General features: G+C 58.4%; 26 protein-coding genes and 2 tRNA genes. 22 read left to right on the plus strand and 6 right to left on the minus strand.

Annotated elements, in window-relative coordinates:
• Positions 1-33: 33 nt before the first annotated feature.
• The 12 genes from AC1PQG_RS08655 to AC1PQG_RS08710 all read left to right on the plus strand — a co-directional run bounded on the left by AC1PQG_RS08655 (position 34) and on the right by AC1PQG_RS08710 (position 10,578).
• Positions 34-1,239 (plus strand): TIGR03087 family PEP-CTERM/XrtA system glycosyltransferase, encoded by a 1,206-nt coding sequence (locus AC1PQG_RS08655; protein ID WP_481122182.1) that lies wholly within the window; start codon positions 34-36, stop codon positions 1,237-1,239.
• Between the two features lie 153 nt (positions 1,240-1,392).
• Entirely contained in the window at positions 1,393-2,418 is a 1,026-nt protein-coding gene (locus tag AC1PQG_RS08660) for a glycosyltransferase family 4 protein (RefSeq protein WP_481122183.1), read from the plus strand.
• Between the two features lie 59 nt (positions 2,419-2,477).
• Positions 2,478-3,773: a phenylacetate--CoA ligase family protein gene (locus AC1PQG_RS08665; RefSeq protein ID WP_481122184.1), complete on the plus strand. Its 1,296-nt coding sequence runs from the start codon at positions 2,478-2,480 to the stop codon at positions 3,771-3,773.
• A 127-nt stretch (positions 3,774-3,900) separates the two neighbouring features.
• Positions 3,901-4,902, plus strand: a complete 1,002-nt coding sequence (locus AC1PQG_RS08670) for a polysaccharide deacetylase family protein (protein ID WP_481122185.1) — start codon at positions 3,901-3,903, stop codon at positions 4,900-4,902.
• Positions 4,903-4,947: 45 nt separating this feature from the next.
• A complete protein-coding gene (locus tag AC1PQG_RS08675) occupies positions 4,948-5,688 on the plus strand; it encodes a tetratricopeptide repeat protein (protein WP_481122186.1) in 741 nt (246 codons plus the stop codon).
• Between the two features lie 210 nt (positions 5,689-5,898).
• Positions 5,899-7,074, plus strand: a complete 1,176-nt coding sequence (locus tag AC1PQG_RS08680; RefSeq protein ID WP_481122187.1) for an acetylornithine/succinylornithine family transaminase — start codon at positions 5,899-5,901, stop codon at positions 7,072-7,074.
• A 15-nt stretch (positions 7,075-7,089) separates the two neighbouring features.
• Positions 7,090-8,022 (plus strand): ornithine carbamoyltransferase, encoded by a 933-nt coding sequence (gene argF / locus AC1PQG_RS08685; RefSeq protein ID WP_481122188.1) that lies wholly within the window; start codon positions 7,090-7,092, stop codon positions 8,020-8,022.
• Between the two features lie 50 nt (positions 8,023-8,072).
• Positions 8,073-9,302, plus strand: a complete 1,230-nt coding sequence (locus AC1PQG_RS08690; RefSeq protein ID WP_481114745.1) for an argininosuccinate synthase — start codon at positions 8,073-8,075, stop codon at positions 9,300-9,302.
• Between the two features lie 9 nt (positions 9,303-9,311).
• A complete protein-coding gene (locus AC1PQG_RS08695; protein WP_481122189.1) occupies positions 9,312-9,545 on the plus strand; it encodes a DUF2788 domain-containing protein in 234 nt (77 codons plus the stop codon).
• A gap of 18 nt (positions 9,546-9,563) precedes the next feature.
• On the plus strand, positions 9,564-9,887 hold the full coding sequence (gene ppnP, locus AC1PQG_RS08700; RefSeq protein WP_481122190.1) for a pyrimidine/purine nucleoside phosphorylase: 324 nt from the start codon (positions 9,564-9,566) through the stop codon (positions 9,885-9,887).
• A 13-nt stretch (positions 9,888-9,900) separates the two neighbouring features.
• Positions 9,901-10,386: a YajQ family cyclic di-GMP-binding protein gene (locus AC1PQG_RS08705; RefSeq protein WP_481114742.1), complete on the plus strand. Its 486-nt coding sequence runs from the start codon at positions 9,901-9,903 to the stop codon at positions 10,384-10,386.
• A gap of 3 nt (positions 10,387-10,389) precedes the next feature.
• Entirely contained in the window at positions 10,390-10,578 is a 189-nt protein-coding gene (locus AC1PQG_RS08710) for a YjfB family protein (protein ID WP_481122191.1), read from the plus strand.
• 56 nt (positions 10,579-10,634) lie between these two features.
• Here the strand turns inward: AC1PQG_RS08710 and AC1PQG_RS08715 are convergent, their stop codons facing one another.
• A complete protein-coding gene (locus tag AC1PQG_RS08715; protein WP_481122192.1) occupies positions 10,635-11,357 on the minus strand; it encodes a type 1 glutamine amidotransferase in 723 nt (240 codons plus the stop codon).
• On the opposite strand from AC1PQG_RS08715, the gene AC1PQG_RS08720 reads away from it, so the two are divergent.
• The 9 genes from AC1PQG_RS08720 to AC1PQG_RS08760 all read left to right on the plus strand — a co-directional run bounded on the left by AC1PQG_RS08720 (position 11,338) and on the right by AC1PQG_RS08760 (position 18,231).
• Positions 11,338-12,012: a retropepsin-like aspartic protease family protein gene (locus AC1PQG_RS08720; RefSeq protein ID WP_481122193.1), complete on the plus strand. Its 675-nt coding sequence runs from the start codon at positions 11,338-11,340 to the stop codon at positions 12,010-12,012. The genes AC1PQG_RS08715 and AC1PQG_RS08720 overlap by 20 nt on opposite strands.
• A 14-nt stretch (positions 12,013-12,026) precedes the next feature.
• A complete protein-coding gene (locus AC1PQG_RS08725; RefSeq protein WP_481122194.1) occupies positions 12,027-12,629 on the plus strand; it encodes a CoA pyrophosphatase in 603 nt (200 codons plus the stop codon).
• Positions 12,630-12,720: 91 nt separating this feature from the next.
• The gene (locus AC1PQG_RS08730) at positions 12,721-13,650 is read left to right on the plus strand and encodes a CobD/CbiB family protein (RefSeq protein WP_481122195.1); all 930 of its coding nucleotides are present in this window, start codon (positions 12,721-12,723) and stop codon (positions 13,648-13,650) included.
• 27 nt (positions 13,651-13,677) lie between these two features.
• Positions 13,678-14,862, plus strand: a complete 1,185-nt coding sequence (locus AC1PQG_RS08735; protein ID WP_481114736.1) for an acetyl-CoA C-acyltransferase family protein — start codon at positions 13,678-13,680, stop codon at positions 14,860-14,862.
• A 140-nt stretch (positions 14,863-15,002) separates the two neighbouring features.
• Positions 15,003-15,281 (plus strand): 30S ribosomal protein S20, encoded by a 279-nt coding sequence (gene rpsT / locus AC1PQG_RS08740; RefSeq protein WP_481114735.1) that lies wholly within the window; start codon positions 15,003-15,005, stop codon positions 15,279-15,281.
• Between the two features lie 268 nt (positions 15,282-15,549).
• Positions 15,550-15,822, plus strand: coding sequence for an HU family DNA-binding protein (locus AC1PQG_RS08745; RefSeq protein ID WP_079433439.1), 273 nt, complete (start codon positions 15,550-15,552; stop codon positions 15,820-15,822).
• A gap of 33 nt (positions 15,823-15,855) precedes the next feature.
• Positions 15,856-15,931 (plus strand) — tRNA-Val (locus AC1PQG_RS08750).
• A gap of 25 nt (positions 15,932-15,956) precedes the next feature.
• Positions 15,957-16,033: transfer RNA gene (locus AC1PQG_RS08755), tRNA-Asp, on the plus strand.
• 293 nt (positions 16,034-16,326) lie between these two features.
• Entirely contained in the window at positions 16,327-18,231 is a 1,905-nt protein-coding gene (locus AC1PQG_RS08760; protein ID WP_481122196.1) for a SurA N-terminal domain-containing protein, read from the plus strand.
• Positions 18,232-18,300: 69 nt separating this feature from the next.
• Here the strand turns inward: AC1PQG_RS08760 and fabI are convergent, their stop codons facing one another.
• Complete coding sequence (gene fabI, locus AC1PQG_RS08765) at positions 18,301-19,092, minus strand: enoyl-ACP reductase FabI (protein WP_481122197.1); 792 nt, start codon at positions 19,090-19,092, stop codon at positions 18,301-18,303.
• 96 nt (positions 19,093-19,188) lie between these two features.
• Between fabI and AC1PQG_RS08770 the strand changes: the two genes are divergently transcribed.
• The gene (locus tag AC1PQG_RS08770; RefSeq protein ID WP_481122198.1) at positions 19,189-21,360 is read left to right on the plus strand and encodes an ABC transporter substrate-binding protein; all 2,172 of its coding nucleotides are present in this window, start codon (positions 19,189-19,191) and stop codon (positions 21,358-21,360) included.
• Positions 21,361-21,370: 10 nt separating this feature from the next.
• Here AC1PQG_RS08770 and AC1PQG_RS08775 read toward each other — a convergent pair whose 3' ends face one another.
• The 4 genes from AC1PQG_RS08775 to AC1PQG_RS08790 all read right to left on the minus strand — a co-directional run bounded on the left by AC1PQG_RS08775 (position 21,371) and on the right by AC1PQG_RS08790 (position 24,756).
• Positions 21,371-21,835, minus strand: a complete 465-nt coding sequence (locus AC1PQG_RS08775; RefSeq protein ID WP_481122199.1) for a hypothetical protein — start codon at positions 21,833-21,835, stop codon at positions 21,371-21,373.
• Entirely contained in the window at positions 21,828-22,754 is a 927-nt protein-coding gene (locus AC1PQG_RS08780; protein ID WP_481122200.1) for an FAD:protein FMN transferase, read from the minus strand. Before AC1PQG_RS08780 ends, AC1PQG_RS08775 begins: the two co-directional genes overlap by 8 nt.
• On the minus strand, positions 22,751-23,317 hold the full coding sequence (locus AC1PQG_RS08785) for an FMN-binding protein (RefSeq protein WP_481122201.1): 567 nt from the start codon (positions 23,315-23,317) through the stop codon (positions 22,751-22,753). The genes AC1PQG_RS08780 and AC1PQG_RS08785 overlap by 4 nt, the downstream gene beginning before the upstream one ends.
• An 86-nt stretch (positions 23,318-23,403) precedes the next feature.
• On the minus strand, positions 23,404-24,756 hold the full coding sequence (locus tag AC1PQG_RS08790; RefSeq protein WP_481122202.1) for a porin: 1,353 nt from the start codon (positions 24,754-24,756) through the stop codon (positions 23,404-23,406).
• Positions 24,757-24,800: the final 44 nt, after the last annotated feature.

The following is a 24,800-nucleotide window of genomic DNA, read 5'->3' on the forward strand; positions in this document are numbered from 1 at the left end:
GAATAGACTCGTCGCCGTCAAGTATTGCCGCGCATGAATATCCTTTTTATTTGCCATCGTTTCCCGTACCCCCCTGTTGGTGGGGCAAAGGTCCGGGCCTTCCACATGATCCGCCATCTGTCGGGACAAGGGCACAGAGTGACAGTCTGTTCCCTGGCGCGTTCCGAGGATGAGGTGAAGGAGGGGAAGGGAATCGCTCCTTTCTGTGAAGGGTTCGAGATGGCCGTCGTGAAAGGCCCTGTGCAGGTATTGCGGATGGTGACTAGCCTGGTTACTCCGGGTTCCGCCTCAGAAGCCTTTTTCTATTCGCCCGAGTTGCAGGGCCGTATTGATTCTCTTCTTGAAGAGAAGTCGTGGGATCTGATCGTTGTTCATTGCTCGTCTGTCGCACGTTATGTAGAAAATGTGAATCACATTCCTAAATTGCTCGACTACTGCGACATGGATTCCCAGAAGTGGTTGGAATACGTGCGCTACAGGCGTTTCCCGGTATCAGCCGGTTACTGGTTGGAGGGCCGTAAGATCCTCAACGCAGAAAAGCGAATCGCCCGAAAGTTCGATCTGGGGGCGGTCGCAACCGTTGCCGAACAACGAACACTGGACAGCTTCAATACTGGAGTGCTGTCGGGTTGGTTTCCGAATGGTGTAGATACCGATTTCTTTATTCCTTCCAAGGACGAGTACGACGAGAACATCATCAGTTTCATCGGGCGAATGGATTACTACCCGAACGAAGAGTGTATGCGAACCTTCTGCCAGAATACTCTCCCTCTGTTGCAGACGGAGCGTCCCAAGCTTCAGCTATTCATCGTCGGGGCCGAACCCTCGGCGGGAGTGCGCAAACTCGGGGACTTGCCGGGAGTGACGGTGACTGGCTCCGTGCCCGATGTGCGGCCATATGTGTGGCGCTCGGCGCTGACTGTAGCCCCGCTTAATATCGCTCGTGGCACTCAGAATAAGATCCTGGAGGCGATGGCCATGGGTGTGCCGGTGGTGACCAGCTCTATCGCCGCGGGGGGAGTGGATGCGGACAAAGATGTCCATTTCTTGGTGGCAGACACGCCTTCAGAGTATGCATCGGCAATCCTTCAGATTCTCTCCAGCCCAGGCGAGCGCCGACGCTTGAGCCACGCGGGCCGTGAACGAATGCTTGCCCGGCACACTTGGTCACGTGCAATGGAGCGTCTTGATGATGTCATTGAGCGATGTGTCACGCGTTTCAATCTGCGTCAGCGCTAAACTCGTTTGCGGCCGGTTGGGCCGTATTTCCATGGGATGTCGTGACTACTCCCTCTTTGAAGATGCTGAGTGTGAATTACAGTGATGGACGGTGATCGATACTCGGGGCTACGTCTGACCATAGTGGGGCCGCTTCCGCCACCTTCCGGCGGCATGGCGAATCAGTGCAAGCAGTTGCTTGGGCTGATGGAGGGCGAGGGGGTTCATGTGGAGCTGGTGCGTACCAATGAAGTCTATCGGCCGGCCTGGATTGGACAGATTCCGGTGTTAAGGGCTGTAGCCCGTTTGTTACCGTATTTATTTGCCTTGTGGCGAGCCGCAGGACGTAGTGACGTAATGCATGTGTTGGCCAACTCGGGGTGGTCTTGGCATCTATTTGCTGCGCCGGCTATCTGGATTGCGCGCCTACGGGGGACCCCCATAGTCGTCAATTATCGAGGCGGCGGGGCCGAATCGTTCTTTGCTGCGGCACCACGCTTCGTTCATCGTACGCTGCGTAGCGCCAGTGCGCTGGTTGTGCCTTCGGCTTTTCTTGAGGAGTGCTTTCGGCGCTTCGGCTTCGAGTCCCGAATTGTGCCAAACATCATCAATCTGGAGCGTTTTGCGGTGCAGCGTGCTGTTGGGCGTCAGAGTCCGCACGTGGTAGTGACGCGTAATCTTGAGCCAATCTATGACATTCCAACAGTGTTGATGGCGTTTGCTCATGTATTGAAGCACATTCCTGGGGCGACCTTGACCATCGCTGGTAGTGGTCCGGAGAGGGGACGCCTGGAAGGTATGGCTAGAGATTTGGGAATCTCGGCTGCCGTGACTTTTGCTGGTCGTATTGACAACGAGAAAATTCCAGCACTGTATGCCTCTGCGGATCTGATGCTGAATCCCAGTACGGTCGACAATATGCCTATATCGATTCTGGAAGCCTTCGCCAGTGGCGTTCCGGTGGTCTCAACGGACGTTGGTGGGGTGCCTTTCATTGCCGAGCACGGGCGCACCGCGTTGCTGATTCCCGCTCGTTCACCTGAGCGCATGGCAGAAGCAATGCTGGAACTTTTGCTGGATGGGTATACGGCACAGCGGCTCGCCGCTGCTGCGCGAGAGGAAGTTGAACAGTACGCATGGCCTGTGATTCGAGAGAAGTGGCTTGCGGCCTACCACGAAGCGATGCTTGCCAAGGGATAATGGAAATGGGTTTGTACACACGTTTGTGTTCGGGAGTGATTTTTCCTCTCCATGAAAAAATGAAATCCCATACCTCGGTGCAACGTCTGCATGAGTTGGAGCGGAGCCAGTATCTACCGTTGGAGCAGATCCTGGCTATTCAGGCACAGCGTCTTCGCAGCTTTCTGATTGATATCGGAACCCACGTCCCTTATTTCCGGCAGCAGTTCAAAGAACTGTGCTTTGATCCGGCTTCATGCCGTGGTGTCGAGGACCTGAAGCGGCTGCCGTTCATGACCAAGCCGGTGATTCGCGAGAATGCTGAAATCTTGCGCGCCGATGACGCGACCGGTCTGATGCGTTATAACACCGGTGGGTCCAGCGGCGAGCCGCTTATTTTTTATATAGGTAAAGAGCGCAAGAGCCATGATATTGCCGCCAAGTGGCGGGCTACCCGATGGTGGGGGGTGGATATCGGCGATCCAGAGGTCGTGTTGTGGGGGTCCCCCATCGAGTTGGGGGCTCAGGATCGTGTGAGGGCTGTGCGAGACCGCATCTTGCGGACTACGCTGCTACCGGCGTTTGAAATGTCGGATGAAAAAGTTCGCAACATGCTGGCGACCATTCGTTCGTTGCGGCCGCGAATGCTTTTCGGCTACCCGTCGGCCTTCGCTCACATCGCAGAGAGGGCTCGGTCATGGGGGATTCCTATGAATGATCTGGGAATCAAGGTGGCTTTTGTCACCTCAGAGATGCTCTACGATCATCAGAAGAAGTCCATCACCGAAGTGTTTGGCTGCCCGGTGGCAAACGGATATGGCTCACGCGATGCGGGCTTTATTGCTCATCAGTGTTCTCATGGCAGTCTTCATCTCTCGGCCGAAGACATTGTTGTCGAGATCATTGATTCAGAAGGGCTTCCGGTCGAGCCTGGCACGGCTGGTGAGATCGTGGTTACCCATACGGCCACGCGGGGTTTTCCTTTTGTTCGCTATCGCACTGGCGATGTGGCCGTGATGGGCAGTCAGGAGTGTGGCTGCGGGGTGAAATTGCCGGTGTTGTCCCAGGTCCAGGGGCGCACCACTGATTTCGTGGTCGCTGCTGACGGGACAGTCATCCATGCCCTGGCTCTGATCTACACTGTACGTGACCTGCCCGGTGTTCAGCGTTTCAAGATCGTTCAGCACAGCATCGAACGTACGGAAGTTCTGGTCGTCATCGACGAGCGTTTCGGCGAAGCGGAGCGTCAGCGTATCCGTCGTGACTTCGCTGCTAGGTTAGGTGAGTCCGTGCAAGTGGATATCTCTGAAGTGCCCGAGATTCCGCCTGAGAAGTCGGGAAAGAGCCGGTACGTTGTGAGTCACGTCAAGCGCTAGACGGTAAGCGGAGTGGTGGATCCGTTTTACGGCTTGCTTATATTCACCGTGACTGGCGAGAAGGTAAGGCATGATGTTTCACCCGTACTTTGCGAATGCTGATGTGTTGCTGAAGAGGTCTAGCTGAGTGTCCATTCCCGTCTTACCCCTTGTCTGCGATGGTGTCGCGTCTTTGTTTTGTGGGCAAGCCACCCGGCTTAGCGCCTTGATCTTTCACCGGGTCTTCCCCGTGCAGGATCCGTTTTATCCATCGGAAGTCTACGCCGAAAAATTTGATGAACTTTTGAGTGTCTTGGTCAGGTGTTTTAATGTGTTGCCGGTAGGAGAGGCGATTGCTTTGTGGCGGGATGGGCGTTTGCCCCCGCGGGCATTGGTTATTACCTTTGATGACGGTTACGCGGATAACTTCACTGTTGCATACCCGATTTTGCGCAAACATGGCGTGGAAGCGGCGTTTTTTATTGCCAGCGGGTATCTGGACGGCGGGGTGATGTTCAATGATTTGGTCATTGAGTCCCTGAGGCGTACGCAGCTGGACGAAATCGATCTGGGATGGCTTGGACTGGGGAGGCTAAGCATCGCCGACCTTCCTCGGCGAAGGAGCGTAACGAACGAAGTCTTGCTCAAGGTCAAATATCTGTCCTTGCGGGAGCGTGAAGAGGCATTGGCGAGGTTGATGTCGGAAGCCCGGGTTGATAGGCCCGTTGATCTGATGATGTCGTCGGAGCAGCTGCGCGCTCTGCGAGATGGGGGGATGGAAATTGGTGGCCATACGATGAATCATCCTATCTTGGCTGTTCTCGATGATCAGGCAGCAGAAGACGAAATCGTGGCGAATCGGGCACATCTGACGCAGATTTTGGGCCATTCGCCGCGCTTCTTTGCTTACCCTAACGGAAAGCCAGGGATGGATTATTTGGCGCGGGACGTGCGGATTGTTAGACGCGCGGGTTACGAGGCGGCTTTTACCACGTCGAGCGGCTCTGTCGGTAAGGAGAGCGATCGATTTGAGTTGCCTCGCTTTACGCCGTGGGAGCGTACTCCGACACGGTTTTCGCTTCGATTGGCCCAGAATTTTCTGCGTGTCAATGCACAGCAACTCAATGCCTCGGTCATGGGGGCGATTTGATGTGGTGCGGGTTGAACCAGGGGGCTTATTGAAATGTGTGGGCGTATGAGAAAGATTAGGCTTGGAAGCTATTTGACCTTGGTGATCGGCTTGGTTGTGCTCGGTGTGTTTTCTAGGGTAGCTTTTGCAGAAGACAACTGGGGGTGTTTGCCTTTGGAGCCTCCGATGACCGGTCCATTCGATTATCGGACGCCTCCGGCTAATGATATGTTGCATGTGGTGGAGAAGTATCATTTCTCGCCACAGGTGGAGGCCCTGGTGCGAGGGGTGACCGCCGCGACTGTCGGCCCGGATTTAGCTTATGTATTAAGCCATTTTCCAAATCACCATCGAGCCCTCGCAACGCTCGTTAGGTTGGCCAAGAGGGATAGGACTCATAGGCCGCTTGGAATGGAGCGCTCGATAGAGTGTTACTTCGATTTGGCGCTAAGGTTTGCTCCGAATGATGGGGTGGTTCATCTACTCTACGGTGTATGGCTGACAGAGGCCGGAGACAAGAAGGGGGCCGAAGCGCAGCTTACAGCGGCTCAGGCGTCAGTGCCGTCGGATAATCCTAATGCACAGTACAATCTTGGCCTCGGGTGGTTTGCTCTTGGGCGGTATGATGAGGCATTGGCGGCCGCGCACGCGGCGTATGGCATGGGCTATCAGTTGCCGGGGTTGAGACAAAAGTTGGAGAAGGTTGGAAAGTGGCAGGCCTTGCCACGGAAGTCAGCCATATCAGCGGAGTCTGGTTCAGCTGAAGAGAAGGTTGCGCCTCCCGGGGCGGAGGGCCTGTCCCAATGAGCGTTAGCCGGCGGGTTTGCTGAGGAACGTGCCAAATGTCGATGGGGCGTCGTTAGGCTGCGGCCGTGTTCCTGTACAACAAGACGGATATCACTTAGAATCCTCAAGCGGTTTTCTTTATTCGACGGCGGCGAAAGTCGCCGTTTCGCCTTTCTGGCTCCGACGCGGTTGTCTGCGTCAATGGTTGGCGAACATCGACAAGGTTGCTTCATGTCTCACCTGATGAACACGTACGGACGGCTTCCGGTGGCATTCAGCCACGGGGAGGGGTCTTGGTTGTTTGATCTATCCGGTAAACGTTATCTCGATGCTCTGTCCGGAATCGCGGTGTCGACTCTGGGACACAATCACCCCCGGCTGGTCAAGGCTATCGCAGAGCAGGCTTCTCGTGTCATCCACACCTCGAATCTGTACGCGATTCCTTTGCAGGAGGCGCTGTCCGACAAGTTGGCCGAGCTGTCGGGCATGGACGAGGTGTTCTTTTGCAATTCTGGCTGTGAGGCCAATGAGGCAGCGATAAAGCTGGCTCGTCTTTATGGGTACAAACGCGGTGTTGCAGAGCCCGTGATCATCGTCATGGAGCATTCCTTCCATGGCCGTACGCTTGCTACCCTGTCCGCCACAGGCAACAAGAAGGTGCAGGTCGGTTTCGAGCCGCTGGTGGAGGGGTTCCTGCGGGCTCCCTTTGATGATCTGGCTGCAGTGGAGCAGAGCCTTGAAGGCCGGACTGACGTGGTTGCAGTTCTGCTCGAGCCCGTTCAGGGTGAGGGCGGCGTTCATGTCGCTCAGCATGATTATCTGAGGGGCCTGCGCGCGCTGTGTGATGAGCGTGGGTTGTTGCTGATGTTTGATGAGGTGCAATGTGGCGTCGGGCGGACCGGCAAGTGGTTCGGTCATCAGAATGCAAGTGTGAAGCCGGATGTGATGTCCCTTGCAAAGGGGCTTGGCTCTGGCGTTCCGGTTGGCGCGTGCTTGGCTTCCGGACGGGCTGCGGGTGTTTTTCAGCCCGGTAATCACGGGTCCACATTTGGTGGAAATCCGCTGGCGTGTGCTGCGGCGCTGACCACCTTGTCTGTTATCGACGAGGAAGATCTGCTTGGAAATGCTGAGCGGATTGGACGTCATATCTGTGACGCTTTCAGTGAGGCCCTCAAGGGTGTTCCCGGAGTGCTTGAGATCCGGGGGGCCGGTCTCATGATCGGTATCGAGCTCGATCGTCCCTGCGGTGCTTTGGTGGGGCAGGCTCTTGAAGCGGGTTATCTGATCAATGTTACCGCCGACAAGGTCGTGCGCTTGCTGCCGTCGTTGAATTTCAGCGAACGGGAGGCGGCCGCGTTGGTGGAAGGATTGGTGCCGCTCATCAAGGGATTTCTAGCAGCACAATAACGAAGAACGAGTGCCATGAACGCACCGAGACATTACTTACAGTTCAACGATTTTTCCTGCGCTGAATACGACTACCTTTTTTCCCGCACGCGCTGGATCAAGGAGCGTTTCAAGCGTTACGAGCCTCATCATCCGCTGTTCGACAGAACACTGGTGATGATCTTCGAGAAGGCCAGCACGCGGACGCGGCTGTCTTTCGAGGCCGGGATGCAGCAGCTCGGTGGGTCGGCGATCTACCTGAATACGCGGGATTCCCAACTGGGGCGCGGCGAGCCGGTGGAAGACGCGGCGCAGGTGATCTCGCGCATGAGCGATATCGTGATGATCCGCACGTTCGAGCAATCCATCATCGAGCGTTTCGCGGAGTATTCGCGGGTGCCCGTGATCAATGGTTTGACCAACGAATACCATCCCTGCCAGATCCTGGCCGACATCTACACTTTCATCGAGCATCGTGGTTCGATCAAGGGTAAGACGGTGGCCTGGGTCGGGGATTCGAACAACGTCTGCAACACCTGGCTGCAGGCGGCCGAAGTACTGGATTTCCATGTCCATGTGTCCACGCCGCCGGGGTATGAAGTCGAACCCGAGCGGGCCGGGTTGTACGGCACGGATCACTATGCGCACTTCGACGATCCGATGGACGCCTGCCGCGGCGCCGACCTGGTGACCACGGACGTGTGGACGAGCATGGGTTTCGAGGCAGAGAACGAAGAGCGGATGCGCGACTTCGCCGACTGGCAGGTGGACGAAGACATGATGAAGGTGGCCAATCCCGGCGCGTTGTTCATGCACTGTCTGCCTGCCCATCGTGGTGAGGAGGTATCCGCGGAGGTCATCGACGGACCCCAGTCCGTCGTCTGGGACGAGGCGGAAAATCGCCTGCATGTGCAGAAGGCCTTGATGGAATACCTCCTGATCGGAAAGATCGAGGGTGACTGCGCATAGCGTGGTCGGAAGCGGTTAAGACTCAATTACTCATATTCGGAAAGCGGGACATGAGCGACGTAAAGAAGGTTGTGCTTGCCTACTCGGGCGGGCTGGATACATCGGTAATCCTCAAGTGGCTGCAGGACACCTACCAGTGCGAAGTGGTCACCTTCACGGCTGACCTCGGTCAGGGTGAGGAGCTTGAGCCGGCACGTGCGAAGGCGCTGCAATTCGGCATCAAGCCCGAGAACATCTTCATCGACGATCTGCGCGAAGAGTTCGTGCGCGACTTCGTGTTCCCGATGTTCCGCTGCAATGCGATCTACGAGGGTGAATACCTGCTCGGCACTTCGATCGCGCGTCCGCTCATCGCCAAGCGCCAGATCGAGATCGCCCGTCAGACTGGCGCCGATGCGGTTTCCCACGGCGCTACCGGCAAGGGTAACGATCAGGTCCGTTTCGAACTGGGCTATTACGCGCTGATGCCGAATGTGAAGGTCATCGCACCGTGGCGCGAATGGGACTTGCTGTCCCGCGAGAAGCTGCTGGCCTATGCCGAAAAGAACGGTATCCCCATCGAGATGAAGCACAAGCAGGGCGGCTCCCCGTACTCCATGGATGCCAACCTGTTGCACATCTCCTTCGAAGGCCGCCACCTGGAGAATCCGGCCGCCGAGGCCGAGGAGTCCATGTGGCGCTGGACGGTGTCGCCAGAGGCTGCTCCCGACGCTGCCGAGTATGTGGATCTCGAATTCGAGAAGGGCGATCTGGTTGCCATTAACGGCACCCGCATGAAGGCGCATGAACTGCTTGCCAAGCTCAATGAGTTGGGCGGCAAGCATGGTATCGGCCGTCTGGACTTGGTCGAAAACCGCTATGTGGGCATGAAGTCCCGCGGCTGCTACGAAACCCCGGGCGGAACCATCCTGTTGCGTGCCCATCGCGCCATCGAGTCCATCACGCTGGATCGTGAAGTCGCCCACCTCAAGGACGATCTGCTGGCTCGCTACGCCAGCCTGATCTATACCGGCTACTGGTGGAGTCCTGAGCGTCAGGCCATGCAGGCGCTGATCGACCACACTCAGCAGACCGTCAATGGCTGGGTTCGTATCAAGCTCTATAAGGGCAATGTGATCGTTGTTGCCCGCGACTCCAAGACTGATTCCCTGTTTGACCCGACGATCGCGACCTTCGAGGATGACCAGGGCGCCTACAACCAGAAGGATGCCCACGGTTTCATCCGCCTCAACGCGCTGCGCATGCGGATCGCCGCCAACGCCAAGGCGAAGCGGGGTTGATCGAAAGAAATGGACCCTAATGCCCCACTGATATTCGGTCTGACCGTAGCCGAGTTCGAGGACATTTCCCTCAAGGTGTGTGTAGGCGGCTTGATTGCCTACATGATTTTCATCATCGGCCAACTTGCCTGGGAATCTAAGGCGGGAAAATACGGCGCGATCTGGATGTTCGTGGGGCTTGGTGTGGGTTTCATTGGCTTCATGGCCAAAGGCATCATCCAGAAGCTGTTAGGCATTGAATAAATTTGTGAAGGTGGAAATATGACCCAGTCTGCTCAGTTCGATGGCGTTTCCGTCGTCAAGAAGGCAAATGTTTATTTTGACGGCAAGTGCGTCAGCCACACGGTCATCTTTGCCGATGGCAGTAAGAAGACCGTTGGTGTGATCCTGCCTGCCAGCCTGACCTTCAATACCGGCGAGCCGGAAGTGATGGAAACGGTGGCGGGTTCCTGCCGTTATCGCCTTAAAGGCGAGACCGAATGGAAGGTGTCCGCGGCTGGCGAGAGCTTCAATGTGCCGGGCAATTCCAGCTTCGATATCGAAGTGAGCGGCGAGCCCTATCACTACGTCTGTTACTTCGGCTGATCGGGAGGCGTCCATGCCATCTTTCGACATCACGTCCGAAGTCGACATGGTTGCCCTGAAGAATGCTGTTGAAGGGGCGAATCGTAAGATCTCCGGCCGCTACGACTTCAAGGGCACGGACGCCCGCGTGGAGCAGCAGGAGAAGCTCCTGGTTCTCCACGGCGACAGCAATTTCCAGTTGGAGCAGATGCTGGCGATCCTGCTGCCCGAGATGACGGCCAAGAAGATCGACGTGCGTTGCCTCAAGCACGGAGATATTCAGAAGGTCGGCGGCAACAAGGTCAAGCAGGAGCTTACCGTTCGGGTCGGGATCGAGCAGGAGCAGTCCAAGAAGATCGTCAAGCTGCTCAAGGATAGCAAGCTTAAAGTCCAGGCCAGTATTCAGGGCGAGGCTGTCCGTGTCAGCGGGGCGAAGCGGGATGTCCTGCAGGAATGTATTACCCTGGTCCGCAAGGATGTGACGGATTATCCTTTGCAGTACGGTAACTTCCGGGACTGAACGATGAGTATTTCCGCGTTGGCGTCCACGTCACAGGTGCAGGCGCAGGATACGACCTCGATCCTCATGCTGCGAAAGGCGCTCGATATGCAGCAGCAGAGTGCAGCGCAGATGCTGGAGGCGATTCCCAGGCCCGTCGCTGCAGCCGACCCTACCGCCACGGTAGGAAGATCGGTCGATACTTTTGCGTGAGTGCGCTCGACAAATAAAAACCGGCCCAAGGCCGGTTTTTATTTGTCTGAACCTAATCATGTGGCCGTCTCCAGTCCCTTGATCCACTGCGAGTACAACTGCTCGGCGGCGCAGTTCAAGGCCACTAGGCGGTGATCAAGGTTTTCAGCCATTTCCTCGGGCGTCTGAACCGTCGCAGAGGGGGGGCAGGTGGCAATCTCTTCTGCACCGCTCTGGCACCAGTCGTGAATCATCTCGGCGGTCATCTCCACGTGACATTGCATGCCCAGGTGCTTGTTGCCCACCACGTAAGCCTGGTTGGGGCACGCAGCACTTGCGAGGATGCGTGTTCCTCCTGGCGGAATCGAGAAAGTCTCTCCGTGCCAGTGGAAGCTCTCAAACTGTTGCAAGTCGCCCAGCCAGTCAGATGTCTGTGGTCCGTCGACAGCGTTGACCAGACCCCAGCCGATCTCCTTGACCGGGTTGCGGGTAACGACTCCGCCCAGCGCCTTGCTGATCAATTGCCCTCCCAGGCAGTGACCAATCACCGGGCGGTCGGCGTCGATCATGCTTCGGATGAATGCGAGGAGCGGCGGGATCCATGGCAGATCGTCATTCACGCTCATGGGGCCGCCCATCAAACAGAGGCCGGAGAATTCATCTGCCCGTGATGGTGTTGGCGCAACATCGCCAGCATCAATGCGGAACAGTTGCCATGGGACGGAGTGGTTATCCAGGAATGTGGCAAAATGACCCGGCCCTTCCGTCCTGCTATGTCGAATGATTGCTACCGGTTTCATGAAGACTCTCTTTATTGATCGTTGGCTGCAGTGTAGCGGCGTGTTCCTGGCCTGCCTAGTGATCCCAGCGGAGGCCACCGAGGTCGCATTGGCCGGGGTTTTTCCCGGCAAAGTGCTAGTAGTTATCAACGGTGGGAGTCCCCGCGCGCTGCCGGTCGGAGCTACGACGCAGGAAGGGGTCAGGGTCATTGCGGTGGATAGCGATGGCGCCGTGGTCGAGGTGGATGGGCGTCGCCAGCGCCTGATCGTGGGGCAGCAGGCCCTGAACCTTGGTGGTGATGGACGGCGTGTTTCGGTGACGGTGCAGGCGGATAGTCGGGGGCAGTTTCATGTGCCGGGCTCCATCAATGGTTCTGCAATCCGTTTTGTGGTTGATACGGGCGCAACCTATGTATCCTTGGGGCGTGGAGATGCGTCGAGGGCGGGTATTGATGTCAGCCGGGCCGAGCCTGTCATGATGCAGACTGCCAACGGTGTCGCGCAGGCATGGAAGGTCAAGCTGGATTCCGTGCGTGTTGGCGATGTCGTCCTGCGCAACGTGGACGGTATCGTGCAGGGGACGGATATGCCCTTTGCGCTGCTTGGCATGAGTTTTCTCAGTCGCATGGAGATGCGGCACGATGGCCCCAGTCTCCAGTTGCGGCAACGTTATTGATGATGGTTTCTGTGATGATGGCTCCCGATTTGTCGAAAATTGCTTCAGTCGAGTGGCTGCGCGCCTGTTTTGCTGAAGGGGCCGTGCAGGATGTGTCGGTGGAGGAGAGCGGTGCGGGGGGCGCGATGACGCCGGCGGCGGTGCTGGTGCCCATCATCTTGCGCGAACGGGAGCCGACGGTCTTGCTGACGCGCCGCACTGATCATCTGCACCACCATCCTGGCCAGGTCAGCTTTCCTGGTGGCCGTGTCGAGGCGCACGATACATCGCCAGTTGATACGGCTCTGCGGGAGACTGAGGAAGAAATTGGCCTGGTTCGCGAAAAGGTGGAACTGCTTGGATGCCTGCCTCAGTACCGGACCGGGACGGGCTTCGACGTGACGCCGGTGGTGGGGCTCGTGAGTCCCCCGCTGGATCTTGCGCTGGATGCCTTTGAAGTTGCCGAGGCCTTCGAGGTCCCGCTCTCATTCTTGCTGGATGACGCAAATCATCGCCTGCATTCGACGGAGGTGCGCGGTGTTCGTCGTGAATACTATGCGATGCCTTATGGTGACTACTTCATTTGGGGAGCTACTGCGGGAATGCTCGTTAGTCTTCACCGTTTCCTGTTCAGATGAGCCTCTCCGTTTGTGTTGTGTCAGTTTGGTGGTATCTTGGGCCATATCTTATAGGCTTGAACCATGAGGGCCCATCAAAGCCCCCCGCAGCATGACCCTGTTTTCGCTGATTGCCGCCTTGCTCCTGGAGCAACTTCGTCCGCTCCCTGTAGAGCGTTTCGTAAAAGCCCCCTTAGGCGTTTTTGCCCGTTTTCTCGAGGATCGTTTCAACGACGGTGAGGCACGCCATGGCGCCGTTGCATGGTGGGTGGCGATCACTATCGCCTGCTTCAGCTCGGCATTGATGTATTTCATCCTCTGGCATGTGCATCCTGTGCTGGCTTTTGCCTTCAATGTGCTGGTGCTTTACCTGACGATGGGTTTCCGTCAGGTCAGCCATTTCTTCACCGATATTCAGTTGGCGTTGCGCATGGGAGAGCTTCCTCAAGCAAGGCGGCTGATCGCCGAGTGGCGCGGGCGCAGTCACGACGGTGCGAGTTCCAGTGAAGTGGCAAGGCTGGCAATCGAAGAGGCGCTGGTCGCGTCGCACCGTAATGTTTTTGCGGTAGCTTTCTGGTTCATCCTGATGCCCGGGCCCAGCGGTGCTGTCTTTTACCGACTTGCGCATTTTTTCAATGAGGCGTGGGGAGGTCGGGAGCAGTCTGACGAGTTTGGCGACTTCGGAGACTTCTCCCGCAAGATTTTCGCTATTCTTGACTGGCTGCCGGTGCGGTTGACCGCGATCGCTTTTTCGATCGTCGGCGATTTCGAGGATGGTGTGTATTGTTGGCGAGCTCAGGCTTCACAGTGGAAGGACAAGGCTTCCGGTATCCTTCTTGCAAGCGGTGGAGGGGCTCTGGGAGTACGTCTGGGTATGCCGATACACGAGTCCGGAGATGTATTGGAGCGTCCGGAAATGGGGGTTGGAGATGAAGCTGACGCCGATTTCATGCAAAGTACTATCGGCCTGATCTGGCGTACGCTGGTGCTGCTGTGTCTTGTGCTGGCGCTGTTGGGCGTTGCCGGATGGGTTGGTAATTAACCGTAGTAATTCTGAGGAGGAGTTCACATGGCTAATCGTGAAGTGGTGGTTTTGAGCGCAGTACGTTCTGCTATTGGTGCCTTTGGAGGCGCGCTGGCGGAATTCGATTCGAGCGATTTGGCCGGTATCGTGATGAAGGAGTCGGTTGTCCGCTCGGGTGTGGATCCTCAGCTGATCAACTATGTCACTGTGGGCAACTGCATGCCTACTGATTCCCGCTACGCCTATGTGCCTCGCGTGGCTTCCATTCAGGCAGGCTTGCCGATGGAGTCTGTCGCCATGCAGGTCGGTCGTCTGTGTTCCTCTGGTCTGCAGGGGATCGTCACTACGGCTCAGAACATCCTGCTCGGCGATGCTGATTATGGTGTTGGTGGTGGCGTCGAGGTCATGTCCAAGGCTGCCTACCTGATGCCGGCGCTGCGTTCCGGCGCACGAATGGGCGACACCAAGGCTATCGACAGCATGGTCGCGGTCCTGACCGATCCGTTTGGCGTTGGCCATATGGGTATCACCGCTGAGAATCTGGCTGCCAAGCACGGTATCAGCCGTGAAGAGCAGGACGCGTTTGCCGTCGAGTCCCAGCGCCGCGCTGCGCTGGCCATCGATGAAGGTCGCTTCAAGTCGCAGATCGTCCCGATCGTCAAGCAAACCCGTAAGGGCGAGGTCGTCTTCGATACCGACGAGCATGTCAAGCGCGGGACGACGATGGAGTCCCTGGCCAAGATGAAGCCGGCGTTCAAGAAGGACGGCACGGTGACTGCCGGTAACGCGTCCGGCATCAACGACGGTGCTGCGTTCTTTGTGCTGGCTGATGGTTCCACGGCGGTCAATGCGGGTTACAAGCCGATCGCACGCCTCGTGTCCTACGCGGTTGCCGGCGTGCCGAACGACGTCATGGGCGAAGGCCCGATCCCGGCATCGCGTCTGGCGCTCAAGAAGGCTGGTCTGTCCCTTGATCAGATGGATGTCATCGAGTCGAACGAGGCGTTCGCGGCGCAGGCCTTGGCGGTCTCGAAGGTACTCGGTCTGGATCCGGCCAAGACGAACCCGAACGGCGGGGCGATTGCTCTAGGCCACCCGGTTGGGTGTTCTGGTGCCTTCATTGCGACCAAGGCTCTGTACGAACTCGAGCGCATCGGCGGCCGTTATGCGCTGGTGACCATGTGTATCGGCGGCGGGCAGGGCATCGCAACAATCTTCGAGCGCATCTGAGTTTTCAGGTAGTTTTAATGCCCCGCACGGGAGCGTGCGGGGCATTTTCGTTTTGGGAAAGGTTCGAAAGGCCTTGCAATAAGAACATCCTTGCCATTAAAATCCCGCCTTTAATGCATTTATTTTAGGATTACTCAAAGATGGCCAACTCGGCACAAGCCCGTAAGCGCGCCCGTCAAGCAGTCAAGGCCCGCGCCCTCAACATGAGCCTGCGTTCGCGTCTGCGCACCGCTATCAAGGCTGTTCGCAAGGCAGTCGTGGCTGGTGACAAGCAAGTGGCTCAGCAAGTTTTTGTGGTTTCTCAGCGTACCATCGACAGCATCGCTGACAAGAAAATCATCCACAAGAACAAGGCCGCTCGCCACAAGAGCCGCCTGTCTGCCTCCATCAAGGCGATGGGTGCTGTTGCTGCAGCTTAAGCATATCGATTGATGTGCGGCATGACCCTCAAAGGGCATGCATTGCAGCAACGTATGTGTGCAAAAGACCGCGTTTACGCGGTCTTTTGCATTTCCGAGATGGGAGCTGAGCATTGCTGATGGTGTCTTCATGGCTCTTGTCTTGACATCTTGATTTTTAGCGCGCTATATAGAATCAATCTCTGTGCGCATCCGCGGTCTCGCAATATTGCGCCAGCATTTGTCGTCGGGGTTTCCTGTCTGTTTGTCTGATAACGAGGGGGCTTGTATGAACAAATCCGAACTGATCGACCAAATTGCTGTTGGTGCCGACATTTCGAAAGCTGCTGCGGGGCGAGCGTTGGATGCTGCTATTGGTGCAGTCAAGCAAACCCTGAAAAAGGGTGGGACGGTAACCTTGGTTGGTTTTGGAACCTTCCACGTAGGCGAGCGTGCTGCACGAAGTGGCAGAAATCCGCGGACAGGTGCCGCGATCAAGATTGGATCGGCAAAAATTCCTAAATTTAGGCCTGGTAAAGCATTGAAAGATGCACTACAATAATTACCTCTTGATTTCGAGAAGTCTTCGATATCCGGGTGCTTAGCTCAGTTGGTAGAGCGTCGCCCTTACAAGGCGAATGTCGGCGGTTCGACCCCGTCAGCACCCACCAGCTACTTGATGGCTGAAATCGAAATGGAGTGGTAGTTCAGTTGGTTAGAATACCGGCCTGTCACGCCGGGGGTCGCGGGTTCGAGTCCCGTCCACTCCGCCAACAAAATCAAGATGTTTATATAAAAAAGGTCACGACAAGTGGCCTTTTTCTTTTTGTTTTCACCATTCATTGGGCCTTGTCCCCTACGATTCCTGCATGTAGACTCGTCCTTTCATGCAGTGGCTACGGTTTGATTGAACGTTGGGCTGGCATGCTCCTCGTTTCTTGCCGTATTCGCTCAAACGGCGATCACACGAATGTAAGGCGAGAAAAGGGCGAACTGAGGTTCGCCTTTTTTGTATTCTCCAGCCGAGAGTCGCTTGCCAATAAGCGTAGTAACTAAGGACCCCCGCATGTTTGATGCTGTACGCAACAACAAGAAGATCGTTCAGGTTTTTCTGCTCCTAATTACGCTGCCCTTCGCATTTTGGGGAGTGGACTCCTATGTTCGTAACATGAGCGGTGGCGGCGAGCTTGCAACCGTTGGGGGCTCAGCCATCGGCCAGGCTGAGTTCCAGCAGGCGCTTCATGAGCAGCAGGAGCGCATGCGTGTGGCTCTGGGGGCCAATTTCAATCCGGCGATGATGGAGACGGCGGAAGCGCGTCGTGCCGTACTGGAAAATCTGGTGAATCAGCGTCTGTTGGCGCTTGATCTGGCCAAGAAGCATGTGACGGTATCGGATCAACGTGTTCGCGACACCATTACATCGATTGCCGCCTTTCAGGATAACGGGCAGTTCTCCCTGCCGCGCTATGAGGCTGTGCTGAAGGCCCAAGGGATGACGCAGGCTGTGTTTGAGGCGCGTTTGCGTCAGGATCTGGCCTTGCAGCAGGTGATCGGTGTCGTGGCCGAAGGTGTCCTTGTATCGCGCAAGTCTGCGGAGGGTGTCTACTCTGTTCAACAGGAGGAGCGTCAGATTAGCGAGGTACGCCTGGGGGCTGCAAATTATGCTGCATCAGTTAAGCTCCCCGAGGATGCCGAGCGTAAGTTCTACGAAGCGAACCGGAAGCGTTTTGAAGTGCCGGCCCAAGTCCGGGCTGAGTACATTGTTCTCAACCAGGACGAACTGGCCTCCCAACTGCTTCCCAGTGATGCAGATCTCCGTAAGGAGTATGACGCCCATCCCGAGCGTTTCCGCCAGGGTGAGGAGCGTCGTGCGAGTCACATTCTGATTAAGGCCGATAAAGCAGCCGGCGAAGCCGCTTTGAAGGCAGCCAAGGACAAAGCGGAAGGGGTGCTGAAGCAGCTCAAGGCGAACCCCGCTGAGTTTGCGAAGCTGGCCAAGGATAATTCCCAGGATCCGGGGTCGGCAGACAAGGGTGGAGATCTCGGCTATTTCGCCCGCGGTGCAATGGTCAAGCCCTTCGAGGAGGCGGTTTTTGCGCTGGCCAAGGAAGGCGATTTGTCGGGTGTCGTGCAGTCGGATTTCGGTTTTCACATCATTCGGCTGACTGGTGTGAAGGCGGAAAAGGTGCGCGCCTTTGACGAGGTCAAAGCCGAGATTGCGGCAGAGCTCAAGCGTACGGAGGCTGCGAAGAAGTTTGCCGAGTTGGTCGATGGGTTCAGCAATACGGTCTATGAGCAGGCGGATAGTCTCAAGCCGGCGGCCGAGAAGTTCAAGCTACAGATCCGTACTACCGACTGGTTCGCGCGGGAAGGCAAGGTGGTGCCGCCGTTTGATAATCCTAAGCTTGCCGCGGCACTCTTTTCCGAAGACAGCGTCAAGAACAAGCGTAATACGGAAGCCGTTGATGTTGGCAGCGGAACCATGGTGGCTGCCCGGGTGCTGGAGTTCAAGCCGTCGTCCATTCGCCCGTTTGAAGAAGTGAAGGCCGATATCGCCAAGGCGCTCATCAGCGAGGAGGCCAGCAAGCTGGCGGAGGCGGATGGTGCTGCCAAGCTTGCCAAACTCGTTAAGGGCGATTCGCTTGAACTGGCGTGGGGAGTGCCGCATGCCTTGCTGCGGGGAGCTCAGGACTTGCCGCCGGATGCAGTAAGAGCGGTGTTCCGTGCCCCGGTAGACAAGCTCCCGAGCTACGTCGGAGCCCAGGTGCCGGGAGCTGGATATACCATCTTCCGCATCGAGAAGGTCAGTCGTCCAACCCTGGCTGAGAGTGACCCGCGTCTCGATGCCTTGCGTCAGCAGTATTCGCGGATTCTGGCTGAGCAGGACTTCTCTGCGTACGTTGCTGCCCTGCGCAAGCGCTATGACGTGAAGATCAACACAGCAGCGCTGGAGCCAGCGAAAGAGAAGTAATCGGACGTCCGTGCTGTAGAAATAAAAAGCCCTTGTTTAACAAGGGCTTTTTTCATCTGTCAGTGGTGATCAGCCTTGGTCCGGATTCCCCAAAGCCGTTGTGTTGAAGCCACCATCCACGTACATGATTTCCCCGGTGACGCCGCTCGCCAGGTCGGAGCACAGGAATGCAGCGACGTTGCCGACTTCTTCGATGGTCACGTTGCGGCGTAGCGGTGCGTTGCGTTCATTGAAGGCCAGCAGCTTGCCGAAACTGCCGATACCGGAGGCTGCAAGCGTCTTGATCGGGCCTGCGGAAATGGCATTGACGCGCGTGCCTTCAGGTCCGAGGCTTACGGCCATGTAGCGAACTGCGGCTTCGAGGCTGGCTTTGGCCAGACCCATGATGTTGTAGTTGGGCATGGTGCGCACCGCGCCCAGATAGGACAGGGTGAGCAGCGACCCATTGCGTCCTTTCATCAACGGCCGGGCGGCCTTGGCCAGTGCCGGGAAGCTGTAGGCGCTGACTTCCTGGGAGATCCGGAAGGCCTCGCGGCTGGCGTTGTCCAGAAAGTCTCCCTCTAGGGCTTCACTGGGTGCGAAGGCGATGGAGTGAACGAGGCCGTCCAGACCGTCCCATTGCGCGCCGAGTTCGGCGAACAGCTTGGCAATTTCATCATCGTTCTGGACATCGCAAGGATATACCAGTGAAGTCCCGAATTCGGCAGCCATCTTGGAAACGCGGTCGACAAAGCGTTCGTTCTGATAGGTGAACGCCAGTTCGGCACCTTCCCGGTGCATGGCTTTGGCGATCCCGTAGGAAATCGAGCGGTTGGACAGCAATCCAGTGATGAGGATGCGTTTGCCGGCGAGAAAGCCCATGTAAGGTGTCTCCAGTGAATAACCGCACGATTATAACGGATGCGTCCGGCGTGTGCTTTGCCGCGGACGATGGGGTGATCCGTTAGACTTAGGTCCATGCGCGCGACACTTCATCACTCTTGGCTGGTTGCTTTCACCCTGCTCGTGGCTGGTTGCGGCCAGGTGTGGAACGATCCTTACCCCGCGGCGGAGCGGGGGCAGAACATCCTCTATACGGCTTTCACCCAGCGTCCCAAGCATCTGGATCCGGTGCAGTCCTACAGTGAAGACGAAGCGATTTTTCTGAGCCAGATCTACGAGCCGCCGCTGCAGTACCACTATTTGAAGCGCCCCTTCCAGTTGGAACCGATGGCGGCCGTACAGATGCCATTGCTTCGCGAATACGATGCAGAGGGGCATCTTTTGCCAAAGGGCAGCGATCCGGCCAGGATTGCGCGCAGTGAGTACGAGATCCACATCCGGCCTGGGATTCATTACCAACCTCATCCGGCTTTTGCGGTGGATGCAAAAGGTGAGCCTGTGTATTGGAAGCTACAAGAAAGGGACCTTGCCGAGAAGCGCGGGCTCGGTGATTTTCCAGAGACGGGAACGCGTGAGCTTACCTCCGATGATTTCGTGTATCAGATCAAGCGTCTGGCTCACCCTCGCCTGCATTCGCCAGTGCTCGAGTTGATGAGCGATTACATTATTGGTTTGAAGGATCTGCAGGCGCGCCTGCTGGCCGATGAGAAGGCGGGCCGGGTTTCTCCGCAAGGGGGATGGATCGATCTGCGCCGCTACCCGTTGAGCGGCATCGAGGTGGTTGATCGTTACACCTATCGGATCGGCATCAAGGGAACATACCCCCAGTTTCCCTACTGGCTGGCCATGAGTTTCTTTGCACCGCTTCCGTATGAGGCTGATCGCTTCTTCTCCCAGCCTGGTATGGCGGAACGCAATCTGACGCTGGATTGGTGGCCGGTTGGAACTGGGCCTTACATGCTGATGGAGAACAATCCCAATGCACGCATGGTGTTGGCTCGAAATCCGAATTTCCATGGGGAAACCTATCCCTGTGAGGGAGAGCGGGGAGACCGAGAAGCGGGTTTGCTTGTCGACTGTGGCAAGGCGATGCCGTTCGTCGATAAGGTGGTGTTTACCCGGGAGAAGGAGAGTATTCCGTACTGGAACAAATTCCTGCAGGGCTACTACGACGCATCCGGCGTTTCGTCGGACAACTTCGATCAGGCGGTACAGATGGGGGGGCAAGGCGATGTGACCTTGTCCGACGACATGGTGGCCAAGGGCATCAAGCTCAATACATCGGTGGCGCCGACCGTGATGTACATGGGCTTCAACATGCTCGACCCGGTCGTGGGCGGCAATAGCGAACGGGCCCGCAAGCTTCGGCTGGCCCTGTCGATCGCCATCGACCAAGAGGAGTTCATCTCCGTATTCCTCAATGGGCGCGGCTTGCCGGCCATGCATCCGATTCCGCCCGGTATTTCTGGGTATCGGGAGGGCAAGGCCGGGATCAACCCGTATGTCTATGACTGGGTCGATGGCAAACCCAGCCGCAAGTCTGTGGATGAGGCCCGCCGCCTGCTCGTCGAGGCGGGGTATCCGGGCGGGCGGGATGAGAAGACTGGCGAACCGCTGGTGATCAACCTCGACACCACCGGTACTGGCCTGGGAGACAAGTCCTCCGTTGACTGGCTCTCCAAGCAACTGAAGAAACTGGATATCCAATTGGTGGTCAGGGCGACCGATTACAACCGTTTCCAGGACAAGATCCGCAAGGGCAATGCCCAGCTCTTCTACTGGGGTTGGAACGCCGATTATCCGGATCCGGAGAATTTCCTGTTTCTGCTCCATGGCGCCCAAGGTAAGGTCAAGAGCCAGGGGGAGAATGCGTCGAACTACGAGAACCCTGAGTACGATCGCCTGTTCGAGCGCATGAAGGCGATGCCGGACGGCCCCGAGCGGACGGCCATCATCGAGCGCATGCTGGCTATCCTGCAGCATGACGCACCCTGGGTCTGGGGCTTTTACGAAAAGGCTTACACGCTGCAGCACGGCTGGGTCTACAACCGCAAGCCCGGCAAGATCATCCGCAATACGCTGAAGTACCAGCGCATCGATGTGGCTGCCAGGGAGCAGAAACGCGGCGAGTGGAATACTCCCGTGTTGTGGCCCTTGCTTCTCGTCGTGGCTCTGGGGGCGCTCCTTGTTGCGCCCGCGGTGATCCACTACCGCCGGCGCGAGCAGGCCGCGGCCGATGGCAACTGAGCAGGGCTGATCAAACCAGGCGCTTGCGTGCCCTGACTGCTTGCACGATGTGAAGCAGCAGCCCGAAGGGGAGGAGCATTCCGCAGCTCATATGGATCCAGCTGGTCGTCGCCCGTTGCGCTTCGTCGGCCAGGTAGTACAGGCCATAGCCGCTCAGGGTCAGGGCGCACCACAGCAGGAACAGGCCGCCGCCTGACAGCCGATGGATACCCCGGTGCCAGGCGGGCTGCACGTGGGTCGTCCAGATGCTGCCCAGCACAGCCAGACCGAACATGGCGGCGGCGCCATGCGCACGCATGGCCCAGGGTTCAACGGGATGGCGCGCGGCATCTTCCGGCAGCGGGAGCAGGTAATGGGCCAACATCCAGGCGATGCCGCTGCCCAGTAGCAGCAGTGTGCTCAGGTGGACGGCGTGGCGTTGACGGCGCCCCGGTCGAACGGCTTTCCGGGGGCGTGAGTGCGGATGTTCATGCATGAAGTGGCTGTCGTCCTAAGGGGGCGTCATGGCCCAGCGCCGACCAGAAGCCGGGGCTGGCCTGGAGGGTATCCGGCGCCTCGATGATGGCGGCGCTGGCGCCCAGTTCGACCAGCAAGGGGCTGGCATCCCGGCCAAGCAGGCTGACGATCTTGGCCAGCGCATCGGCTTCGCAGCAGGTACCGGCAATCACCGTCACGCTGCGCGGGCGGGATTGTGCAACGCCACGCCGGGGATGAACAATGGGCGATGCGTTCGCTTGGTCGCCGCGGCGCCCGAGGAGGAAGTCGCCCGAACTGGCAACCGCCTTGTTCGCAATATGGCCGAGGGGGATGGACTGGGATGCGTCGCCGGGATGCCGGACCGCAAGCGGATGGCGTTGTCCCAGGCGGCTGAAATGGCGGAGATCGCCGCCGGCATTCACGCAGGCATCCTGCACGCCGAGGCGTTCCAGGGCGTCGATCGCCCGGTCGACGGCGTAGCCCTTGGCGATGCCGCCCAGGTCGATCCATAGGGGGCGTCGGAAGCGTACGCTGTCGTCGTCGATTTCGATGTCTTCCCAACTCGCTCCCTTGTCGGCATCGGGGGCCGAGGGGCTGGGCAGCATCTCGCGCTGGACCAGCGCCGAAGCGATCGTCGGGTCGAAGAGGCCGCCGGACAGTTGTGCGAAGCGGCGGGCGGCAAGGAGCACGGCCCGTGTGCCGGTGCCCACGGCCACGGGGTGAAGATGGGCTTTCCGGTTCAGCCGGGACACGTCGCTGTCCGGCGAGTGGAAGCTCATTGCCTGGTGAACGGCGGCGATTTCCTCGAATGCTGCCTGTAGCGCCGTCTCGGCGACATGCTCATCTGCCGCCGTTACGTCGATATGTACATAAGTTCCCAGCCACGGACGGATCCGTCGCAAGGTGCAGGTGGTCATCGAGATTTGGCGAGCTGGGCGTGCAGTGCCAGCAGGCGCTGAACGCCGGCGGTCAGGTGGGAGCAGGACAGGGTGGCGCCGCTGATGTTCTTGATGTCGTCGCCAAAGTGGAAGGGCGTGTCCAGGCGACGCCCTGCGAACTGCTTGCGCCAGCTGGGCGTGCGGACCTCATAGCCGTGGGTCTCGCGGTACTCGAGAATCTCAAGCGAGCGGACGGCGCCATCGGCACCGATCGCCACCGCGTAGGTCACCCACTCGACCTTGCCCAGCACATCGTCCACGTAGAGCGTGCCGAGCAGCTTGTTGCCCGCCCAGGCGTCGATCTGCCGGACTTCGCCGCGCTGGCGCACGCTGGCCACCGCGTCGAGGCTGTGGAGTTGCTCGGGCGTCAGGCGCAGCACGCGTGCGTCGAAACGGTCGGCCTCGGGAAAGGCCGCCTTTTCGGCCTGCTCGACGCTCATGTACTGGGCGGCCTCGGCGGCGGGCGGACAGAGAGCGCTCAGGCCGGCGCTGGCCAGACTGACCAGGGAGACCGTGCTCCAGCTGTCACAGGACTTGCTCATCATTGTTCCTTCGTTGAAAGCACAAAGCCCGGCGGGTCGGGGAGAGCCGCCGGGCAGGGTGGGAGGATACCGCGTTCGTCTCCGGATCAGAACTGGTAGCCGATGCCCAGATTCAGGCGATCGCGGGTACGCTCCAGTTGGAAGCGCTGCACGTCGGCCTTCAGCACAACGTTGTCGCCGACACGCAGGTTGGCACCCAGCGTGACGACCTTCTCGTCACGCTGGGAGTCGGTTTCCAGGCCGGCCGGCATGGCCGCGTAGTTGGCCGCCGTGTTGAATACCTCGTAGCGTGCGAAGGGGCTCAGACGGTATTCGCCGCCTTCCCACAGTTTGTAGGCAGCCTGGGTGTACCAGCCGTAGAAGGTCTTGGGTACCAGGGTGCCGCCGGCAAACTGTAGGTTGAACTCGCTGGTGTCGGTGATGGTGCCGCGGGTATAGAGGGCGGACAGGTCCCACTTGCCGGGCGTCCAGCGCGCGTGGGTATCCCACAGGGTCACGCGGGCGTCGGGGGCGTACAGGCCGGCCTTGGTGCTGTCGGCGGCGGTGTTCTTGTGGGAGACCTTGCCGGAGAACACGCCAGCGCCCACGTCCAGGCCGGGCGTGCCGCGCCAGCTGACGGCGCCGTAAGCCGACAGGTTGTTGGCCTTGGCGAGCTGGCCTTCCTGGTGGAGGGCGCCGAGGGGCGATTCCTTGCCTTCGGAGCTGGTGCCATCCCACTTGTTGAGGTCGAAGCCGCTGGTGATGCCGAAGTCCCAGCGCAGGCCAGCATCGGTCACGCCGAAGGCGGACATGCCGACCTCGCGCCAGGTGGTCGGGATGATGGCCGTCTCGACGAAGTTGCGTTCCACGCCGTAGTAGGAGGTGGGTTCGTGGCTCAGATTCATGAAGCCGAGGGGGATCAGGAACAGGCCGCCCTTCAGGCCGACGTTGTCATTGAGGCGGTGCTCGACATAGAGCTGTTCGACTTCGGCTTCGCCTTGATCGGAGGAGGAGGCGATGGCGTGCTCGAACTCGAATTCGGCAACGATGCGGGTGCGTTCGGAGGCCTGGTGGGTCACGCCGAGCACGGCGCGGCGGACGTCCATCTGGGTGTTGCTCTGGTCGCGGAAGGGGCGGTTGTAATTGACTTCGCCGTAACCGAAGAAGCTGGTCTGGCCGCTGGAGCTGCTGACGGCCAGGGGCGCCTGATAGGCCTGGGCGGGTGCTGCGGCAGGGCTCGGGACGACAACCGGTGCCGGAGCTGCAGTAGGGGTGGTGGCTGCCACAGGGGCCTGGGTGGCCGTTGCCTGGGCCTTGACGGTCTTCAGTTCAGCCTTGACGGCTTCGAGTTCGGCCGCAAGGCGGTCGAGTCTGGCCATCAGCTCGGTGTCGGTTGCGGCATGAGCGCTGCCGGTGGCGAACAGGGCCGCGAGGGCCAGACAGATCGGGGTGCTCTTCATCGTCGTTTCTCCGGAATCAGCAAGCAGGCTTCAATGTGGAAATC

It is taken from the genome of Zoogloea sp. GDB6, from assembly GCF_056724105.1.

Coding starts and splice junctions, on each gene's coding strand:
- AC1PQG_RS08735 (WP_481114736.1), top strand. CDS start 13,678: ATGGCTAATCGTGAAGTGGTGGTTTTGAGCGCAGTACGTTCTGCTATT.
- AC1PQG_RS08745 (WP_079433439.1), top strand. CDS start 15,550: ATGAACAAATCCGAACTGATCGACCAAATTGCTGTTGGTGCCGACATT.
- AC1PQG_RS08720 (WP_481122193.1), top strand. CDS start 11,338: ATGATTGCTACCGGTTTCATGAAGACTCTCTTTATTGATCGTTGGCTG.
- AC1PQG_RS08675 (WP_481122186.1), top strand. CDS start 4,948: ATGAGAAAGATTAGGCTTGGAAGCTATTTGACCTTGGTGATCGGCTTG.
- AC1PQG_RS08730 (WP_481122195.1), top strand. CDS start 12,721: ATGACCCTGTTTTCGCTGATTGCCGCCTTGCTCCTGGAGCAACTTCGT.
- AC1PQG_RS08780 (WP_481122200.1), bottom strand. CDS start 22,754: ATGACCACCTGCACCTTGCGACGGATCCGTCCGTGGCTGGGAACTTAT.
- AC1PQG_RS08695 (WP_481122189.1), top strand. CDS start 9,312: ATGGACCCTAATGCCCCACTGATATTCGGTCTGACCGTAGCCGAGTTC.
- AC1PQG_RS08660 (WP_481122183.1), top strand. CDS start 1,393: ATGGCGAATCAGTGCAAGCAGTTGCTTGGGCTGATGGAGGGCGAGGGG.
- AC1PQG_RS08680 (WP_481122187.1), top strand. CDS start 5,899: ATGTCTCACCTGATGAACACGTACGGACGGCTTCCGGTGGCATTCAGC.
- AC1PQG_RS08715 (WP_481122192.1), bottom strand. CDS start 11,357: ATGAAACCGGTAGCAATCATTCGACATAGCAGGACGGAAGGGCCGGGT.
- AC1PQG_RS08710 (WP_481122191.1), top strand. CDS start 10,390: ATGAGTATTTCCGCGTTGGCGTCCACGTCACAGGTGCAGGCGCAGGAT.
- AC1PQG_RS08770 (WP_481122198.1), top strand. CDS start 19,189: ATGCGCGCGACACTTCATCACTCTTGGCTGGTTGCTTTCACCCTGCTC.
- argF (WP_481122188.1), top strand. CDS start 7,090: ATGAACGCACCGAGACATTACTTACAGTTCAACGATTTTTCCTGCGCT.
- ppnP (WP_481122190.1), top strand. CDS start 9,564: ATGACCCAGTCTGCTCAGTTCGATGGCGTTTCCGTCGTCAAGAAGGCA.
- AC1PQG_RS08665 (WP_481122184.1), top strand. CDS start 2,478: ATGAAATCCCATACCTCGGTGCAACGTCTGCATGAGTTGGAGCGGAGC.
- AC1PQG_RS08790 (WP_481122202.1), bottom strand. CDS start 24,756: ATGAAGAGCACCCCGATCTGTCTGGCCCTCGCGGCCCTGTTCGCCACC.
- AC1PQG_RS08690 (WP_481114745.1), top strand. CDS start 8,073: ATGAGCGACGTAAAGAAGGTTGTGCTTGCCTACTCGGGCGGGCTGGAT.
- AC1PQG_RS08705 (WP_481114742.1), top strand. CDS start 9,901: ATGCCATCTTTCGACATCACGTCCGAAGTCGACATGGTTGCCCTGAAG.
- AC1PQG_RS08760 (WP_481122196.1), top strand. CDS start 16,327: ATGTTTGATGCTGTACGCAACAACAAGAAGATCGTTCAGGTTTTTCTG.
- AC1PQG_RS08785 (WP_481122201.1), bottom strand. CDS start 23,317: ATGAGCAAGTCCTGTGACAGCTGGAGCACGGTCTCCCTGGTCAGTCTG.
- AC1PQG_RS08775 (WP_481122199.1), bottom strand. CDS start 21,835: ATGCATGAACATCCGCACTCACGCCCCCGGAAAGCCGTTCGACCGGGG.
- AC1PQG_RS08655 (WP_481122182.1), top strand. CDS start 34: ATGAATATCCTTTTTATTTGCCATCGTTTCCCGTACCCCCCTGTTGGT.
- fabI (WP_481122197.1), bottom strand. CDS start 19,092: ATGGGCTTTCTCGCCGGCAAACGCATCCTCATCACTGGATTGCTGTCC.
- AC1PQG_RS08725 (WP_481122194.1), top strand. CDS start 12,027: ATGATGGCTCCCGATTTGTCGAAAATTGCTTCAGTCGAGTGGCTGCGC.
- rpsT (WP_481114735.1), top strand. CDS start 15,003: ATGGCCAACTCGGCACAAGCCCGTAAGCGCGCCCGTCAAGCAGTCAAG.